The organism is Photorhabdus luminescens subsp. luminescens (assembly GCF_001083805.1).
Classification (GTDB): domain Bacteria; phylum Pseudomonadota; class Gammaproteobacteria; order Enterobacterales; family Enterobacteriaceae; genus Photorhabdus; species Photorhabdus luminescens.
The window spans coordinates 538,973-553,283 of the sequence record NZ_JXSK01000003.1; the positions used below are offsets into that span (position 1 = coordinate 538,973).

The 14,311-nt window shown below is 46.4% G+C and carries 13 protein-coding genes; 9 read left to right on the forward strand and 4 right to left on the reverse strand.

The genetic code is table 11. The features are described from left to right. Window positions 1-123: 123 nt before the first annotated feature. Both TI10_RS10660 and TI10_RS10665 read right to left on the reverse strand, forming a co-directional pair. Window positions 124-597, reverse strand: a complete 474-nt coding sequence (locus TI10_RS10660; protein ID WP_049583269.1) for a DUF6392 family protein — start codon at window positions 595-597, stop codon at window positions 124-126. Next, complete coding sequence (locus TI10_RS10665; RefSeq protein WP_244161573.1) at window positions 597-2,090, reverse strand: S-type pyocin domain-containing protein; 1,494 nt, start codon at window positions 2,088-2,090, stop codon at window positions 597-599. Before TI10_RS10665 ends, TI10_RS10660 begins: the two co-directional genes overlap by 1 nt. A 145-nt stretch (window positions 2,091-2,235) precedes the next feature. Here TI10_RS10665 and TI10_RS24990 point away from each other — a divergent pair, with 145 nt between their 5' ends. Further along, window positions 2,236-2,373, forward strand: a complete 138-nt coding sequence (locus TI10_RS24990; RefSeq protein WP_155416475.1) for a hypothetical protein — start codon at window positions 2,236-2,238, stop codon at window positions 2,371-2,373. 14 nt (window positions 2,374-2,387) lie between these two features. On the opposite strand, the gene mrcB is transcribed toward TI10_RS24990, so the two are convergent. After that, a complete protein-coding gene (mrcB, locus tag TI10_RS10670; RefSeq protein ID WP_049583272.1) occupies window positions 2,388-4,847 on the reverse strand; it encodes a bifunctional glycosyl transferase/transpeptidase in 2,460 nt (819 codons plus the stop codon). 89 nt (window positions 4,848-4,936) lie between these two features. Then, window positions 4,937-7,378 (reverse strand): ATP-dependent helicase HrpB, encoded by a 2,442-nt coding sequence (gene hrpB, locus TI10_RS10675; RefSeq protein ID WP_049583273.1) that lies wholly within the window; start codon window positions 7,376-7,378, stop codon window positions 4,937-4,939. 92 nt (window positions 7,379-7,470) lie between these two features. Between hrpB and sfsA the strand changes: the two genes are divergently transcribed. The 8 genes from sfsA to panD all read left to right on the forward strand — a co-directional run bounded on the left by sfsA (window position 7,471) and on the right by panD (window position 14,302). Beyond that, window positions 7,471-8,178 (forward strand): DNA/RNA nuclease SfsA, encoded by a 708-nt coding sequence (gene sfsA, locus TI10_RS10680; RefSeq protein ID WP_049583274.1) that lies wholly within the window; start codon window positions 7,471-7,473, stop codon window positions 8,176-8,178. Between the two features lie 195 nt (window positions 8,179-8,373). Continuing rightward, entirely contained in the window at window positions 8,374-8,829 is a 456-nt protein-coding gene (gene dksA, locus TI10_RS10685; protein WP_011145244.1) for an RNA polymerase-binding protein DksA, read from the forward strand. 188 nt (window positions 8,830-9,017) lie between these two features. Continuing rightward, window positions 9,018-9,905 carry a tRNA glutamyl-Q(34) synthetase GluQRS gene (gluQRS, locus tag TI10_RS10690; protein ID WP_049583275.1) on the forward strand — a complete coding sequence of 296 codons (888 nt, stop codon included), beginning with the start codon at window positions 9,018-9,020 and terminating at the stop codon, window positions 9,903-9,905. A 151-nt stretch (window positions 9,906-10,056) separates the two neighbouring features. Next, window positions 10,057-11,559, forward strand: coding sequence for a polynucleotide adenylyltransferase PcnB (pcnB, locus tag TI10_RS10695; RefSeq protein WP_244161565.1), 1,503 nt, complete (start codon window positions 10,057-10,059; stop codon window positions 11,557-11,559). A gap of 5 nt (window positions 11,560-11,564) precedes the next feature. Further along, window positions 11,565-12,080 carry a 2-amino-4-hydroxy-6-hydroxymethyldihydropteridine diphosphokinase gene (gene folK / locus TI10_RS10700; RefSeq protein WP_049583277.1) on the forward strand — a complete coding sequence of 172 codons (516 nt, stop codon included), beginning with the start codon at window positions 11,565-11,567 and terminating at the stop codon, window positions 12,078-12,080. Between the two features lie 70 nt (window positions 12,081-12,150). Then, complete coding sequence (panB, locus tag TI10_RS10705) at window positions 12,151-12,942, forward strand: 3-methyl-2-oxobutanoate hydroxymethyltransferase (RefSeq protein WP_049583278.1); 792 nt, start codon at window positions 12,151-12,153, stop codon at window positions 12,940-12,942. A 53-nt stretch (window positions 12,943-12,995) separates the two neighbouring features. Continuing rightward, complete coding sequence (gene panC / locus TI10_RS10710; RefSeq protein WP_049583279.1) at window positions 12,996-13,850, forward strand: pantoate--beta-alanine ligase; 855 nt, start codon at window positions 12,996-12,998, stop codon at window positions 13,848-13,850. Window positions 13,851-13,921: 71 nt separating this feature from the next. Beyond that, window positions 13,922-14,302 carry an aspartate 1-decarboxylase gene (gene panD / locus TI10_RS10715; protein ID WP_049583280.1) on the forward strand — a complete coding sequence of 127 codons (381 nt, stop codon included), beginning with the start codon at window positions 13,922-13,924 and terminating at the stop codon, window positions 14,300-14,302. Window positions 14,303-14,311 lie beyond the last annotated feature (9 nt).

Genomic DNA, 14,311 nt, shown 5'->3' on the forward strand with positions numbered 1-14,311 from the left:
AAACATGGGTAGTGGTTTGTAAGCCTCTACCCTATCAAAGCAGGAAACTGGAAAAATGACTCCAAATCGTATTTCTAAAAGAGAATTAATTCTTCCTCTGCTCATTCCGTTTTTAAGATATCTCTACCACGTAACATTTTCAGCACGAAGGAAAGTTATTGTCTCAACCTGCTCAAACAAATCATAGGATAATTGTATATAAATACTTTCCTCAGATTCAGGTACATTGTAAAGGTAGAGGTCTTTCCAGCCATATTGACGGTTAAACACCTTGCATGGTGGAAAGGACTTAATTGCTGGCCCCAAATGCTCCTTAATCCATTCACGTGTCATTGAATTAATCAGAGGAGGTGGCAATTGATTTGGGTAAACATAACGGGGCCGTTCTTCATCGATCAATGTCAGAGTGACATGTGTCAATTTCTTACTAGCCCGATCGAAAGCTAGAAATACCCCCTCTTTCTGCATATCTAACGACACATAATCATCACCAGAGTCTCCTCTAGGCTTACTCTTATAAGGGATTAATCCTTCATCAAAAATTTTCTGATAAGTTTTCCCCAAACTATTAATTAGGTCTTCAACGTTGATAGTCATTATTTATATAACCCCTGCTTCTGATTTATATCGTGAATCTTTTGGTGAGCTTGCTCCAGTTCTTGTTCACTAAACCCTTCTTCCTCAAGGTAGGGTTTTATAGCATTAAAATTATTATCTACAGCTTGTTTTAAGTCTTTTGCATCCCTTGCGATTTGTTCTGGTGTATTACGACCTCCATAGGTTTCACTGTATTTCTGATGTACTTTCGAAGGAATGATAATAGCTGCAACATCTTTTACCTGTTTGTTTTGTTCTTTTGGTGCCAACGTGGGATTTAGCCTTTTTGCTGCTGCTTTTACAGCCGCAGCCGAAGGAATATGATCCGCATGCATACCACCTCTTAACCGACCATTAAAGTTACGATATAAATCCACTTCCAGCGATTTCACCGGCGGTTTACTCAAATACACATACACCGGCGGCATATTCGGAATGGGGAGTACCAAAATATAATCGCGGAAATCCTTCTCTTCCGGCATAGGGAACGATTCAATATCGCTGCCCACTTTATCCGGGATCGGCAACACGGTTATTTGCGACGGAATAAACGGTCGTTCTTCATTCCCGGTATGGGCCGGAACTTTGAATTCTTGTTCGTTCGGCGTCCATAAAATCGTCGGCCGGTGCTCTCCCGGCTCCCAGAACTCGTAATTACCGGTGGTCCGATTCAGCGTCATCATGCGAACCGGCACTTTATCCAAACCGCCTTCCGGGCTGACGTGATATCCCTGAACCGTTATCCTGCCGCTTTTTTCATCTCTGATCCAGCGAAAACGCACGCGAGTAGAAGCTTTACCATACTGTTCCGCTATCTGTCTCAGGCGATATGGGGTTAGGTAATCTTCCTCACCGTCATTCAACTTAGGTGAATAAAACAGCCCCATTAACCCAATTGTTACCGGATTCGGGGCCGCCAACCAACGCCCTGCACTGATGGCGCTACCACCAATGTAACGCATCACCAGCCCTTCCCCTTCCGCTACCGCGCTGCGGGCAGTTGCGGCCACAGAGGTAGCGGCTGCTTCGGCTTTATCTTCACCGTCACGGAACCACCGTTTATACCACGGTAATTTTTTATCCTGCGATTTATCCGGTTCAGGTGGGTGTTGCTTGCCCTGTGGAGGCGGTTCTGGTTTTTGCGGCGTTACAGGAGCAGGAGATGACGGAACCTGATATATCGCCATCCTGCCGAAATTATCTGCGGGTTCGGCTTCGGTTCCCGCATCAGTACAACCTTTACCCCGCAGGCAGGATTTCGCAAATACCGGTATCGGCGGCGGAGGCGTCGGCGTTACAGACGGCTTTGGCTGAATACTACCCGCTTCCTTTGTCGGCGAGGAGAAACTCTGCATCACTATATTCGCAGGAGCGACAACTCGGTCAGCAGCCTTATCCTGTTTCTCATAGCTGTCCATCTCCGAATTAATGAATCGGGCCCGGCAGGGGCAAGTACTTACACTATCCAGTGTGCCAGCCAACTTGCGCCCCATATCAAACACATCGGATACACCACCAACAATCGTGTAAGTACCGGGATGTTTGCCACAGGTAACTTTATCCCCTTCACGAGCGGTTGCCTTTCGCGATAATGGTGTAAAGCCGAAAAGGTAATGACGCGATATGTTTGGGAATCTGATGAAAAAAACGGTGAAAGGTGGCTTTGCAGACGAAAAACAATATTCAGGAAAACAATACTCAGAAAGTCAAAACGCTGACCAGAAGATCAGCGTTTTGTCATTTATCTTATTAAATATTTATACCCTATGGATTTAAAGATGACGGGTATATTATTGTCCAAACATCTCTCGTAACCAGCCCGGCGCTTCTTCTTGCTGTTGAACAGGTGCTGATACCGCTGTTTGCTGGCACAAACTCTGTGGATCATAAGTCCAAACCGGTAATGTTCGCCAACCACTGCCGCTACAACTAAAGCTGCCATCCTGATTAACCGCCATATCGACAATGCCTTCCGGTGGAATGTTATTCAGCATCAGCGGCGTCTGATTTTCCAGATAACGGCGATACACATTCAACGCCCCTGTAGCACCGGTCAGATTGGTCGGTTCGTTGTTGTCACGGCCAACCCATGCAATCACCACTTCTTTACCATCGATTCCGGCAAACCAGCTATCACGCAGATCATTGGTAGTGCCCGTTTTACCCGCCAGATTATAGCGACCAAACTTGGCCGCCAGAGAACGAGAAGTCCCGCTCGCTACCACCTGCTGCATACCGTACAGCGTCAGATAAGCCGCCTGAGCCGGTACCGCCCGTTCAGCCTGTGGGTAACTCTGATATATCACAGTGCCATCTTCCGTGATAACAGAACGTAATGCGGAAAGTGTCGCACGGTTGCCGCCACTCGCCATCGTCTGGTATTCCTGCGCCGCTTCTAAAGGCGTCAAGCTGAGAGAACCCAGTAACATAGCCGGAACCTGCTGAATCACTTCCTCCGGTACGCCAAGCCGGATCAAGGTGTTGCTGACATGATCAAGACCAACAGCCAATCCAAGATTCACTGTAGGAATATTCAGAGAATTCGCCAGCGCATCTATTAACATGACACGCCCACGGAAACGACGGTCATAATTTCTCGGTTCCCAAGCTTTGCTGTTCGGTAGTTTTACTACCAAGGGTTCATCTGCCAGCCAGTTATTCAACCGATATTGATCAGGTTCACTCAAGGCCGCCAAATAGGTAGATGGTTTCGCTAGTGAGCCAATTGAGCGACGCGCCATCATTGCTCGGTTAAATCCCGCATATTGAGGTTGAGAACCGCCAACCATCGCCCTGATTTCACCACTGATGCGATCGACAATGACCATTGCCCCTTCAAGATCAGCAATTTTGCGGGTTTTTCTCAGGCTGGCAATCCCCTCCTCTACTGCGTTTTCAGCCGCATCCTGAGATACCGGGTCCAATGTCGTGAAGATTTTCACGCCGGACAGGTCATTGACTTTATCCCCCAGTCTGTCCTGCAATTCCTTACGAACTAGCTGCATAAACGCCGGTTGTGGGGTAATAACACCACTTTTCGGTTTTACCCCCAGTGGACGAGCGCTCAATAATTTATAAAGATCTTCATCAATAATTTGCTGGTTTTGTAACAGCTTGAGCACCACATTACGACGCTGGAGAGCGAGTTTAGGATTACGCCACGGATTATAGAGCGAAGCGCCTTTCACCATACCGACCAGCAACGCCTGTTGATCTAAACTCAATTCATCCACTGGCCGACCAAAATAGTAAAGACTCGCCAGCGGGAATCCTCGGATCTGCTCATCACCACTTTGACCTAAATAAACTTCGTTCAGATACAGTTCGAGAATCCGATCTTTGCTGTAGCGATAATCCATCAGCACAGCCATATAGGCTTCATTGGCTTTACGTATCAAAGTGCGTTCATTGGTCAGGAACAGGTTTTTAACCAATTGTTGCGTCAGGGTACTTCCCCCCTGAACCGTGCGCCCGGCAGTCAAGTTAGCCAATACGGCACGCCCAATGGAAAGAATACGGATGCCATCATGTTGATAGAAATGGCGATCTTCCGTCGCCAGCAAGGTGTTAACCAGTAACTCTGGGAAACCCGAACGTGGCACAAATAACCGCTGCTCCCCATTGGGAGACTGCAACATGGTAATCAACTTCGGATCAAGGCGGAAGAATCCAAACTGACGCTGATTTTCCAGATTTTCGATCCCTGCCAAACGGTTATCGCTGAAAGTTAGCAGAGCGTGGATCTGTCCCTCTTTGCTGTCAGGGAAATCAAACGGACGGCGCAACATTTCAATGGTTTCACCTCTGACAGAAAACTCTCCTGGACGGGTAATTTTCGTCACCTGACGATACTGCATTCCTTCCAGCAGGTGTACCATCTCTTTCTTGCTGTAGTTCATGCCCGGTTCAAGATTAACCATGCGGCCATAAACTGCCGCCGGTAACTCCCAAACTTTTCCGTCAATGCGATCGCGGATTTTGGCGTCCAGATAGACACCATAAGCCGCCAGCAATACGGCAAAAATAATAAATATCTTGAATAACAACCAGAACCAACGCCGCTTTTTCTTCGGTGGACGGGAATACATTCCTTTCGTTGTCATGGGTTGATCCTCTTCATCATCGTAGTCATCATCTTCATAGCCATTATCATCGTCATCCAACAGATATCGTCTTTTTAACGGCCGTTTACGGCGGGATACCGGTTTTTTGCCTTTACGCCCGATTGGTTGACGATCTTCACCAGACATTCCAAAATTCTCCAAAGCCGCTTAGATGCTAATTAATTGATATTCATATCTTTTAGTGAATCTATTCGCCGGCAAAAAGTTGTTAAATTCTACTGCGAATATTTTTTTACCCGCCGAGTGGGTAATGTATTTGCCGGATCATCCGGCCATAGATGTTTTGGGTAACGCCCTTTCATCTCTTTTTGCACTTCTCGATACGAGCCTCGCCAAAAAGCGGCCAAGTCTTGCGTAATCTGCAATGGCCTTTGGGCTGGCGATAATAGTTCAAGCACCACGGCCACCCGCCCTTTTGCCAGAGATGGGCTTTGCTGCTCACCATACATTTCCTGCATCCGAACAGATAATACCGGTGGTTTATCACTGAAATAACAGATTGCTATCCGACTGCCAGTTGGAACAGTGTAATAAATAGGCAATTCATTATCCAGACACTGTTGTTGTTGCCAATCCAGTAAACTTTCCAGTGCCGGCAACAAATCAATCTGTTTCAGCCCTTTCAAATCACGCACACCAGTAAGGAACGGCATCAACCAATCATCAAGAGAAACCATTAATGCATCATTATCTACTGCCGGCCACTGCATTTCAGGCAACCATCTGGCCGCACATTGGATACGGATGCACAATTGAACTGCCGCCGGCGACCAGTTCAACTCATGTAATCCCTCACTACGTAACCAGTTTAGCAGGGCCTGTTGTAATTGCTCATCTGAAGGCTTTGTCAATCGTTGGGCTTTCACTGTGAGGCTGCCGCATTGCAGCCGATTCCAAGCCTGCAATGTCCCTTTGTTATCATCCCATTCAACGGCACTCTGTTCGCTAAATAAATTCGGTTGTTGCTGTATCAGTCGTTCAATATCCAGAGGACAAGCCAGCAAAATACGCGCATCAGGATTTCTGCTGTTTTGTAATAATGAAGGAGCCACCAGCCACGATTCGCCGGATAACTTTTCTTCATCATCAATTATCGCTCCCAGACCATTCGCCAGTTGAAAACGCCCTGCCTTATCCCGATTTTTGGCGATTCGATCAGGGAAACCCAGGGCTAATAGCATTGCAGCCAATCCGCCGTCTGGTTCACCAAAATGATCGCCCATATTCCTAGCTAACTGCTTTGCCCGCCGTAACCAATGAGCTTGTCGCCGCTCAACCCAATAAGTGATATCCGGCTGACCACCACGGGGCGGCTCCTCCAGAATCGCGGTCAGCATAGCGGCAGTCGCCAGCATGTCGGCCCCTCGTTCCAATCCCGCACATAACATCGCAGCCAAGCGCGGATCACTGCCAGATTCCGCCATTTTTCTGCCTCTCGACGTTAACTGACCATTGTTATTGATTGCACCCAACTGCAATAACAGCGATTTGGCTACCGCCAAAGCTGCCGCAGGCGGCCTATCTAGCCAGTGCAATTGGGAAATATCATGACATCCCCACTGCAATAAGGAGAGCCATAAGCTACTGAGATCAGCATTCAGAATTTCAGGCTCACTATGTTCTGCCGCTCTTTCTGCCTGTTCCTGGCTGAATAGATGCCAACAAACGCCGGCTTCCAGTCGGCCTGCTCGACCAGCTCGTTGCGTCATAGACGCCTGACTGATGCGTTGAGTGATCAGACGAGTCAACCCATTTTTGGGTTCAAAACGCGTCGTGCGTTCAAGGCCGCTATCAATCATCAATCGAATACCTTCAATCGTTAAGCTGGTTTCTGCAATGTTAGTCGCCAAAACAACTTTACGACGTCCACGTGGTGAAGGTTCGATAGCTTTTTGTTGCTCAGCCAATGACAACGCACCGTATAACGGGCAAAGATCAGTATCTTCAGCAACTATCTCTTTAAGCAGTCCACATACCCGTTGAATTTCTCCGCTACCCGGCAAAAACAACAGCACAGAACCTTGCTCCTGTTGGAGTAACCGCAATACAACTGAAGCTACACCCTGTTCAAAAGGTTGGTGAGCAGGCAAAGAACAATAATGTCTGGTCACCGGAAAACTTCGCCCTTCTGAAATAATCACTGGCGCATTAGGTAATAAGGAAGAGAGCCGCTGATTATCCAGCGTCGCCGACATGATCAAAATTCGTAGATCATCCCGCAGCCCTGCCTGTACATCCAGCAACAATGCCAGCGCCAAATCAGCCTGCAAGCTGCGCTCATGGAATTCATCCAGAATGACCAGAGAAACGCCTGTTAGCATGGGGTCCTGCTGTAACATTCGAGCCAGAATGCCTTCCGTTACCACTTCAAGGCGGGTAGTCGCACTCACTTTCGTTTCTGAACGCATCCGATAACCCACCGTCTGCCCGGTATTTTCATTCAGTTGAGCAGCAAGGCGATTAGCAACACTGCGAGCAGCAATCCGCCGTGGTTCTAACATGATGATGCGCCCAGAAAAATCGGCCTTTTTCAGAATTTCCAATGGCAAAACCGTCGATTTCCCGGCACCGGCCGGAGCATGAAGCAGGACCTGTTGTGAACTTTTCAACGCACTCAAAACAGGCTCGACGACCTCATATACAGGCAATAAAGACACAAACACTCCATACAAAGAAAGTTAACTTTCAACCGCCGGCATTGTAGCATTACCCGCTTCAATCTTATGCCATCAGTCATCAAGGAGTTTTTATGGAGTTCCATCCACCCTTACAATCCGCCACGCTAATTCGTCGTTATAAACGCTTCCTGGCTGATGTCATTACACCGGAAGGTGAAACACTGACTATCCACTGCGCCAATACGGGCGCAATGACCGGCTGTGCTACACCGGGAGATACGGTTTGGTACTCCACATCTGACAACCCAAAGCGCAAATACCCTAACAGTTGGGAATTAACAGAAACGCAGGATGGTCATTGGATTTGCGTCAATACGCTCAGAGCAAATGATTTAGTCGCTGAGGCCATTGCCCAACATGCCATTCCAGAATTTTCTGAATATAAAAAAATCAGTCGGGAAGTAAAATATGGCGAAGAGAACAGCCGGATAGATCTATTGTTACAAGCAGAACAACAAGTTAATTGCTATATTGAAGTGAAATCAGTGACTCTTCTCCAGGAAAATTGCGGCTATTTCCCTGATGCTGTCACGACCCGCGGGCAAAAACACCTGCGGGAATTGCAACACATAGCAGAGCAAGGGCAAAGAGCGGTATTATTTTTTGCGGTTTTGCATTCTGGCATCAGGCAGGTCGCGGCGGCAGCACATATTGATCATAATTATTCATCTCTTTTGGAACAAGCGCAAAATTCTGGGGTCGAAGTTATCTGTTACCAGGCCAACATGACAGGAAAAGGGATGATTTTAGGCGATAAGTTAACTTTTGTACTAAAATGATTAATTTATCGATTTACCTAATTATTTGCAGCCAGGTTGTACAAGGTGTAAAGGCATGCAATACATTTGCTTCCACACCATTGTGAAACTAATGGCAGGAACAATTGCCAACCCATGCTCCATCTGCTATTTATAGCGGCCTGTTTTTTTCCCCGCTAGGGGTTTGTTTGATAGTGCGTGTGTAGGAGAAGTATTATGCAAGAAGGGCAAAAACGTAAAACCTCGTCCTTAAGCATTCTCGCCATCGCTGGGGTAGAACCTTACCAAGAAAAGCCAGGTGAAGAATACATGAACGATGCCCAGTTGGCGCATTTCAAGCTAATTCTTGAAGCATGGCGCAATCAACTCAGGGATGAAGTAGATCGTACTGTATCTCATATGCAAGATGAGGCAGCGAACTTCCCTGATCCAGTTGACCGTGCGGCGCAGGAAGAAGAATTCAGTCTTGAATTACGTAACCGCGATCGTGAACGTAAGTTGATTAAGAAGATCGAGAAAACCCTGAAAAAAGTCGAAGATGACGATTTCGGTTTTTGTGAATCCTGTGGCATTGAGATCGGCATCCGTCGTTTGGAAGCCCGTCCAACCGCAGATTTGTGTATTGATTGTAAAACTCTGGCCGAAATCCGTGAAAAACAGATGGCTGGCTAACTAATGGTGTTCCGAATACGGCGTCTTCATGGCGCCGTATATACCCTATGGATTTCAAGATGCATCGCGACGGTAAGGGAGCGAATCCCCGGGAGCATAGATAACTATGTGACCGGGGTGAGTGAGTGCAGCCAACAAAGAGGCAACTTGAAGGATAACGAGTATAAACAATCGCCACTGATCCCCATATGATAAAATCTGAACGTCCCCGCGCTTATATTGGGCGTTTCGCCCCGTCACCTTCTGGCGACCTGCATTTTGGTTCATTAATCACTGCCATTGGCAGCTATTTGCAAGCCCGCGCTTGTCAGGGAAAGTGGCTGATACGTATTGATAATATTGATCCGCCTAGAGAAGTTCCCGGTGCTGCCAATCGTATTCTTCATGCGCTTGAGCATTACGGTTTACATTGGGATGGTGAAATTCTCTATCAATCTCAGCGCCATGAGGCTTACCGCCATATCCTTAATCAATTGCAACAACAAAGCTTAAGCTATTACTGCACCTGTACCCGTCAACGCATTCACCAGACTAATGGTTTTTATGATAGAAGCTGTCGTGAATTAAATTTGCCCGTCGATAATGCAGCAATTCGATTCAAACAACGTCATCCGGTTTACGGTTTTGAAGATAAATTGCAAGGATATCTGAACGCCGATCCGGTCATGGCTGAGGAAGATTTTATTATTCACCGTCGTGACGGCTTATTTGCCTATAATTTGGTAGTTGTTATTGATGATGATTACCAAGGGGTGACCGAGGTGGTAAGAGGGGCTGATTTGATCGAACCAACCGTCCGTCAGATTGCGCTTTATCAGCAGTTAAATCTGAAAATACCTGACTATATTCATTTACCACTCGCTCTGAATAAGGATGGCAATAAACTTTCCAAACAGAATCATGCTATGCCGATCCCATTGGATGATCCCCGGCCATTACTGATTAAGGCATTATCTTTCCTTAATCAACCTGTCATCGAAAACTGGCAAGACCTTTCTCGTGATCAGTTGTTGAAAAAAGCAACAGCACGTTGGGAGCTAGACCGAATTCCACGACAAGGTAAAATGCATAGATAACGTGAATAAAATTACGGTTAGTCATAACAACCATTCTCAAAAAATACACAGTAGGCTATGATTAGCCGCTGTTTTTTATTTGTTTTATATGATTAGTTACTTATCGAGGTGTACCATTTTTAACCGAGTAGCAAATTTCTGCCGTAACTTATTGATCCGCGAAGGGAAAACTAACCGCGAACCACAGGCAGCCAGTGAAGGATCAATCACCGGATCTAATCGTTCTACTCAGGAAGAGTACGTAACTCTTCACTCTAATCGCCAAAACTACCATCAATCTTCATCCAATGTGAAAAGACAAAGGAAGGTTGAACAGGAGAATCCCCATTCGGATTCATTGATAACGATCATTCCACGGGAACAACATAGTATTTCCCGCAGAGATATCAGTGAAAATGCGCTGAAAGTTCTTTACCGTCTGAATAAATCCGGCTTTGAAGCCTATCTGGTTGGCGGTGGCGTCCGTGATTTATTACTCGGTACGAAACCGAAAGATTTTGATATTGCCACCAATGCTACACCAGAACAGGTACGTAAATTATTTCGCAACTGCCGTTTGGTTGGACGCCGTTTTCGCTTAGCTCATATTATGTTTGGTCAGGAAGTGATTGAAGTCGCAACATTCCGTGGTCCACATGAACAAACGGATTCTGATGATAAAAATCAGTCACAACAAGCACAAAGCGGTATGTTACTGCGGGATAACATCTTCGGATCAATTGAAGAAGATGCTATGCGCCGCGATTTCACCATAAACAGCCTCTATTACGGCATCAGTGATTTCTCTCTGCGTGATTATGCTGGCGGCCTTCATGATCTGGAAACCGGTGTTATCCGTTTGATTGGCGATCCTGAAACTCGCTATCGAGAAGATCCAGTAAGAATGCTGCGCGCGATCCGGTTCGCCTGCAAACTCAATATGACCATCAGCGAAGATACCGCCGAACCGATTTCTCGTTTGGCTTTTCTGCTGAGTAATATTCCACCAGCCCGTCTGTTTGAAGAATCTCTAAAACTTTTACAAACCGGCCAAGGCTACAGCACTTATCAACTTCTGCGCGAATATCACCTATTTCAACCACTTTTCCCATTGGTTCAACTCTATTTCACCGAAAATAACGACTCGCCAATGGAGCGTATGGTCAATCAGGTTTTGAAGAATACCGATTACCGGTTACAGAACGATAAACGAGTTAATCCAGCGTTTTTGTTCGCCGCGATGCTCTGGTATCCACTGGTTGAACATGCAGAAAAGCTGTCCCAAGAAGGCGGCCTGGCTTACTACGACGCTTTTGCATTGGCTATGAATGATATTCTGGATGAGCAATGCCACTCCATTGCCATTCCTAAGCGTCTGACAACCGTCATGCGTGATATCTGGCAATTACAGTTACGTCTGCCACGCCGTCACGGTAAGCGGGCAAACAAGCTGATGGAACATCCTAAATTCCGTGCTGCCTATGATTTGCTGGAACTGCGAGCCAATGTCGAAAACCGCAATGAACTAAAAGAGCTTGCCCATTGGTGGGGAGAGTTTCAGCAAGTCAATGCATCACAGCAGCGGAGTATGATTTCCGACTTGGGCAGTGAGATCGTCCGCCGTCGTACACGGCCGCGCCGTCACTATAAACCAAGACTAAGCAGGAACGGCTGATAATCATGGCTCGTGTTTATATCGCTATTGGCAGCAATCTCGCGGAACCTATGCAGCAAGTAAAAAATGCGCTTGCTGCACTAAAAGATCTACCGGAAACAGAATTTATTGTCTGCTCCTCACTGTATCGTACTAAACCGATGGGGCCGCAGAATCAACCTGATTTTCTGAATGTGGCAGTCGCGCTGGAGACCACTCTAATACCGGAAGAATTACTCAATCACACTCAGGCGATTGAACTGGTTCAAGGGCGGGTAAGAAAAGATGAGCGCTGGGGGCCAAGAACACTTGATCTGGATATCATGCTATTTGGCGATCGGGTGATTAATACCGAACGCTTGACAGTACCTCACTACGGGCTAAAACAGCGCGAATTTATGCTCTACCCGTTAGCCGAAATTGCCCCTGATCTCATATTTCCTGACGGGGAAGCTTTATCTGAAAGACTAAAACATATTCCAGAAAACGGCCTGGAGCTCTGGCTGCAACCGCAGTCCTCTGATTCTAATCATTACATATAAGGATCTCAGTTCAGTCCGTGGCCGATTTCTGTACATAACAAGAAAAATTGCAGGAGAAGGAAAATAGATAATGAAACCAATAACCATGACTGATCTGAATCAGCTCAAGAAAGAAAAACGTAAGTTCGCGACTATTACCGCTTATGACGCCAGCTTTGCCCACCTGTTCGCTGAACAAGGTATCGATGTCATGCTGGTTGGCGACTCACTGGGTATGACAGTGCAAGGGGCTGATACCACCATTCCAGTGACAGTTGAAGATACTGTCTATCATACTCGTTGCGTCCGTGCCGGAGCACCTTATACTTTTATTATTGCCGATATGCCTTTCATGAGTTATGCCACCCCAGAGCAGAGTTGTGAAAATGCGGCTAAGCTCATGCGTGCTGGCGCTAACATGGTGAAACTTGAAGGCGGTAGCTGGTTATACGATACCATTAGTATGCTTACCGAGCGTTCTGTACCCGTTTGCGCTCATTTAGGACTCACTCCCCAGTCAGTTCATATTCTGGGCGGTTATAGAGTTCAGGGGCGTGATGAAGAATCAGCTAATCAATTGATAAAAGATGCCATTACCTTAGAAAAGGCGGGCATACAACTGCTGGTACTAGAATGCGTCCCGGTTGATTTGGCTAAACGTATCACCGATGAATTACAGATCCCGGTCATTGGTATTGGCGCTGGCAATGTGACTGATGGGCAAGTTTTAGTGATGCATGACGTACTAGGCATTACAGTAAGCCCGCCTAAATTTGTGAAAAACTTCCTTGAAGAAGCAGGAAATATACGTGCTGCCATCCGCTTATATAAAGAACAGGTGGAAAGCGGCATCTACCCAGGTAAAGAACACTCATTTTATTAATAAATTACCCTTATTAGCCCGAAGGCTGCAAACAGACTAAGGAGTATTAAGCAATGCTGATTGTCGAAACTGTACCGATTCTACGCCGTGAAATCCGCCGTTGGCGTCAGGAAGGAAAACGCATTGCACTGGTGCCGACAATGGGTAACTTGCACGACGGCCATATGACGTTAGTCGATACAGCCAAAGGGCAAGCAGATATTGTAATCGTCTCTATTTTCGTCAACCCGATGCAGTTTAATCGTCAGGATGATCTGGCAAGATATCCCCGCACTTTACAAGAAGATTGTGAAAAACTTCATCAACATGGTGTCGATCTGGTATTTGCTCCTGCTGATAGGGAAATATACCCTAATGGTATGGAATATCAGACTTATGTTGAAGTTCCTGGGCTTTCTACCATGTTGGAAGGGGCCAGTCGTCCCGGTCATTTCCGGGGTGTTTCAACCGTGGTGAGCAAACTGTTCAATCTAGTGCAACCAGATTTAACCTATTTTGGCGAAAAAGATTTTCAGCAATTACAACTTATTCGCAAAATGATTGCCGATCTGGCTTATGATATTACGCTGGTTTCAGTACCCACGGTGCGCGATAAAAATGGTCTGGCTCTTAGTTCACGTAATAACAATTTAACAGCCGATGAACATCTAATCGCTCCAGAACTCAGCAAGATTATGCGATCTATCGCTGAAAAAATGGCGCAAGGCGAACGCTACACAGAACAATTGCTTACTCAAGCTTCCGCGCAGCTACACGAAGCGGGCTTTGTACCTGATGAGTTGTTTATCTGTGACGCGGAAACATTGGCGCCGTTAAATACCGAAAGCAAAAAAGCCGTTATTCTAATGGCTGCTTGGTTAGGGCAAACCCGTTTGATCGATAATCAGCAAGTAGATTTAACGCAATAATCGCCGTTGTTGCATCAGGCGTTATTGACGCAAAAAAGGTTCTAAGTTGTCATCGAATCAGGAGAAAAACCATGTTACGCACGATGCTACAGGGAAAATTACACCGAGTGAAAGTCACTCAGGCGGATTTGCATTATGAAGGTTCCTGTGCAATTGATCAGAATTTCATGGATGCAGCCGGTATTCTGGAATATGAAGCTATTGATATCTATAACGTGGATAACGGCGAGCGTTTTTCCACTTATGCTATCGCCGCTGAACGTGGTTCTAGAATAATTTCAGTTAACGGGGCAGCAGCACGCCGTGCTGCGGTAGGTGATAAGCTAATTATTTGCTCATACGTACAAATCCCTAACGAAGATGCCCGTCACCATAAGCCTAATGTCGCCTATTTTGACGGTGATAATATGATGAGCCGTATAGCTAAAGCCGTGCCAGTTCAGGTAGCTTAAATTGAATTT